This window comes from Mumia sp. (assembly GCF_028803055.1).
Classification (GTDB): domain Bacteria; phylum Actinomycetota; class Actinomycetes; order Propionibacteriales; family Nocardioidaceae; genus Mumia.
In genome coordinates this window covers 1-3,530 of the sequence record NZ_JARBCJ010000257.1, presented here as the reverse complement: position 1 = coordinate 3,530, position 3,530 = coordinate 1, and the positions used below count along the sequence as shown (strand labels likewise).

4 protein-coding genes are annotated in these 3,530 nt (G+C 72.3%); 3 read left to right on the top strand and 1 reads right to left on the bottom strand.

The window, feature by feature from the left end:
• On the top strand, positions 1-2,411 hold a 2,411-nt coding region (locus tag PV363_RS16645), incomplete at its 5' end, for an ABC transporter permease (protein ID WP_301022932.1).
• Here the strand turns inward: PV363_RS16645 and PV363_RS16640 are convergent.
• Entirely contained in the window at positions 2,401-2,793 is a 393-nt protein-coding gene (locus PV363_RS16640; protein WP_301022931.1) for a rhodanese-like domain-containing protein, read from the bottom strand. The two genes, PV363_RS16645 and PV363_RS16640, sit on opposite strands and share 11 nt — an antisense overlap.
• A 75-nt stretch (positions 2,794-2,868) precedes the next feature.
• On the opposite strand from PV363_RS16640, the gene PV363_RS16635 reads away from it, so the two are divergent.
• Positions 2,869-3,060 carry a hypothetical protein gene (locus PV363_RS16635; RefSeq protein WP_220344308.1) on the top strand — a complete coding sequence of 64 codons (192 nt, stop codon included), beginning with the start codon at positions 2,869-2,871 and terminating at the stop codon, positions 3,058-3,060.
• Positions 3,057-3,398 (top strand): YciI family protein, encoded by a 342-nt coding sequence (locus PV363_RS16630; RefSeq protein WP_301022930.1) that lies wholly within the window; start codon positions 3,057-3,059, stop codon positions 3,396-3,398. Before PV363_RS16635 ends, PV363_RS16630 begins: the two co-directional genes overlap by 4 nt.
• Positions 3,399-3,530 lie beyond the last annotated feature (132 nt).

The following is a 3,530-nucleotide window of genomic DNA, read 5'->3' as shown; positions in this document are numbered from 1 at the left end:
CCCTGCTCGCCGTCGCGTTCGCCATCTTCGGCGGAACCGCGCTCATCTCGGCCGGCGCCGTGCTCACCGAGACGAGCCTCAGTGCGCAGGCACCGCCTGAGCGCCTCGCCGGCGCCGCGGTGCTGGTCTCGGCCCCCCAGCAGGTCGAGGTCGTCGAGGACTTCGACGTACGGCTGACCGAACGCGCCCCCGTTCCCACCGCCCTCGCCGGCCGGATCGCCGACGTCCCGGGGGTAGCAGCCGCGGCCGCCGACGTGACGTTCCCGGTCTCGCTCACCGCTCCCGGCAGCGACCGCACCGTGACCGACGACGCCCACAGCTGGGCGGTTGCCGCCCTGGGCGATCCGGCACTCCGTGGGACCGCTCCGCGCACGACCGGCGACGTCGTGGTCAACGAAGAGGCCGCCGAGTCGGCCGGGCTCGCCGTCGGTGACCGTCTCGACCTGACCGTCGGCGACGCGCACCGGAGCGTACGAATCACCGGCCTCGTCGACTCCCCCGGAGCCGTCCACCTGGCGCCGGTGGACGCGGCGGCGTTGGCTCCTCTGCCCGACGGTGTCAGCGACCTCATCGCGGTCGGGTTGAGCGAGGACGCGGACACCGCCGAGGTCGCCGCCGACATCGAGGACGCCGTCGGCGGTGACTACACCGTGACGACAGGCGACGCCCGAGGCGCGGTGGAGTCGCTCGCGATCGGCAACGCCCGGGGCGAGCTGCTGGAGCTGGCCGCCTCGCTGGCCGGGATCCTTCTGCTGCTGGTCGGCTTCATCACCGCGGGCGCCCTGGCGATCTCGGTGGCCAACCAACGCCGCGAGCTCGCGTTGCTGCGTGCGGTGGGAGCGACCCCGCGCCAGATCAGGAGTCTGGTCGCCAGGCAGGCGAGCCTGGCAGCGCTGGTCGGGCTGGCGCCCGGTGTGGCACTCGGCTACGTCCTCGCCGGGTGGTTCTGCGACGAGCTGGCCCGGGCCGGCGTCGTCTCCACGGCGCTGCCGGTCGCGTACACGCCGATCGCCGGCCTCACCGTGGCCGCGCTGACCCTGCTGGTCGTCCAGTGCGCCGCCCGCCTCGCTGTCTGGCGGGCGTCGCGACGCCCGGCCACGGAGGCGATGGGAGACGCCCAGGTCGAGCCTCGCCGCCCGTCGCGGATCCGGACCGCGACCGGACTGACGCTCATCGCCGCGTCCCTTGCCCCGGCGTTCCTCGCCCTGGTGATACCCGGGGAGGAGGCCTTCTTGTCCGCGGTCAGCGGGACCCTGCTCGGCATCGTGGGGCTCGCCGTCGCCGGGCCGGCACTCGCGCGCACGATCACCGGCCGGCTGGCGCGGCGCAGCGACGGCCGAACCAGCGCAACCGGCTGGCTGGCGCTCAACAACACCCACGCCTACGCACTGCGGACCGCCGGGTCGGTGAGCGTGCTGGCCCTCGCGATCGGCCTCACGCTCACGCAGGTGTACGCCCAGTCGACCCTGGAGGACGTGACCCGCGCCGAGCAGTCGGCGGGCATGATCGCCGATATGCGGATCAGCGGTCCGCTCACGGCGGGCGACGTCACCACTCTCGCCGCGACCCCCGGGGTCGACGCCGCGGTGCCTCTCGTCTCGACCACCGTGCTGCGTACGAGCAGGACGCTCGGTGATGCGACGGCGGAGCGATACCCCGCGCTGGGCGTCGGACCCGAGGCACCACACGTGCTGGACCTCGACGTCGCTGCCGGTGACCTGGCTGATCTGCGCGGCGACAGCATCGCCCTGGACGTCAACGCCGCACGACGATGGGGCGTCGGTGTGGGCGACCGGACAGAGCTGCGCCTCGGCAACGGCGTGGCCGTGAATCCCCTCGTCGTGGCCACGTATCGCCGAGGCTTCGGGTTCGGCGGCGTGATCGCCTCGACCGACCTGCTGACGTCCCACGGCCTGGCACGGTCGCTCGACACCGTGCTCGTCGACGGCGACAGCGCTGCCGTCACCGCGTGGGCCGAGGACCACCCCGCCCACGCGGTGGCCTCCGGGTCGTCCCTGAACGGGGCGTCGGACGTGGACCGCTGGATCAGCCTGATCGTCCTGGTGCCGATGCTCGGCTACGTGCTGGTCGCGGTCGGCAACAGCCTGCGCACCGCCACGGGACGACGACGTGAGGAGCTCGCCCTGCTCCGGATGGTCGGCGCCACACCACGGCAGATCAGGGCGATGGTGACCCGCGAGGCAGCGCTGATCTCGGCGTTGGCGATCACCGCGGGCCTGATCTTGTCGGTGCTCCCGATGTCCGTGCTCGCCCTGGGAGTGGTGGGCCGACCCTGGCCGCAGGGCCCACTGTGGCTGATCCCGGCGGTCAGCATCGTCGTGGCGCTCATCGCGACGGGCTCGATGCGTGCCGCCACGCGACGGATCCTGCAGCGACCGGTCATGGGGTGACGATGTCGCGAGACTCCGACCAGGCCTCGAAGCCACCGACGAGGTCGGCGACGTCGCGGAGCCCGAGCCGGGTGAGCGTGTACGCCGCCAGGCTCGACCCATACCCCTCGTTGCACACCAGCACGATGCGACGACCCGGATCGTCGTGGCCGACCAGCCGGTGCGGACTGGTCGGGTCGAGCCGCCACTCGAGGACGTTGCGGTCGATCACCACAGCGCCCGGCAGCGGGCCGTCGGTGCTTCGCTGCTCGCTCGGCCGGATGTCGACGACGAGTGCGCCAGCGGCCGCCTCTCGCTCGAGATCCGCGGGCTGCACCCGGTCGATGTGTCGGCGGCAGTCTGTCAGCAGCCGATCGACGGCAGAAACCTGAAGGTCGCTCACCAGACCATTCTCACCGCGGTGTCCATGGCGGCACCTCCTGTTCGTCAAGAGGCAAAGACGAGCAAGGAGACCACCATGTACATCTACATCCCGACGACGCCGGAGACCTACCCGGAGATGGTTCTCGACGAGGCACACCGCCGTGTCGCCCGCCTCGAGCGTGAGCGGGCGCGGCGTGCCGAGCGGCGCGCCCGCCGCCGGCGCCGACTCAAGTCGTTGCGGAGCTGGCGGCGCGCGGACTACGCTCCGCCGCAGGAGGATCGATGAAGTACCTCATGTTCATCTGTGGTGACGAGAACCTCGACCTCTCGCCGGAGGAGACCGCAGCGATCAACACCGCGACCGAAGCCTGGGTCCGAGAAGCGACCGAGCGCGGCGTACGCCTCGAGGGCAACCGTCTGGCCCGTACGGAGACGGCCACCAGCGTCCGTTCCCGTGACGGTGAGCTGCTCGTGACGGACGGACCCTTCGCCGAGACGAGGGAGCAGGTCGGCGGGTACGACGTGCTGGAGTGCGCCGATCTCGACGAGGCGCTCGCGGTCGCCGCCTCGCACCCGGTCGCGACGATCGGCACGATCGAGCTTCGGCCGTTCTGGGGCCCGTGACCGTCGACGCAGCCCTCACGCAGGCGTTCCGCTCGGGGTGGGCGCGGATCGTCGCGACGCTCATCCGGACCACCGGCGACTGGGACCTGGCCGAGGAGTGCACGCAGGACGCGTTCGCGCGGGCGACGGAGG

What these genes read in the sequence shown, in the direction of transcription:
- PV363_RS16635 (WP_220344308.1), top strand. Translation starts at nt 2,869, where the DNA reads ATGTACATCTACATCCCGACGACGCCGGAGACCTACCCGGAGATGGTT.
- PV363_RS16630 (WP_301022930.1), top strand. Translation starts at nt 3,057, where the DNA reads ATGAAGTACCTCATGTTCATCTGTGGTGACGAGAACCTCGACCTCTCG.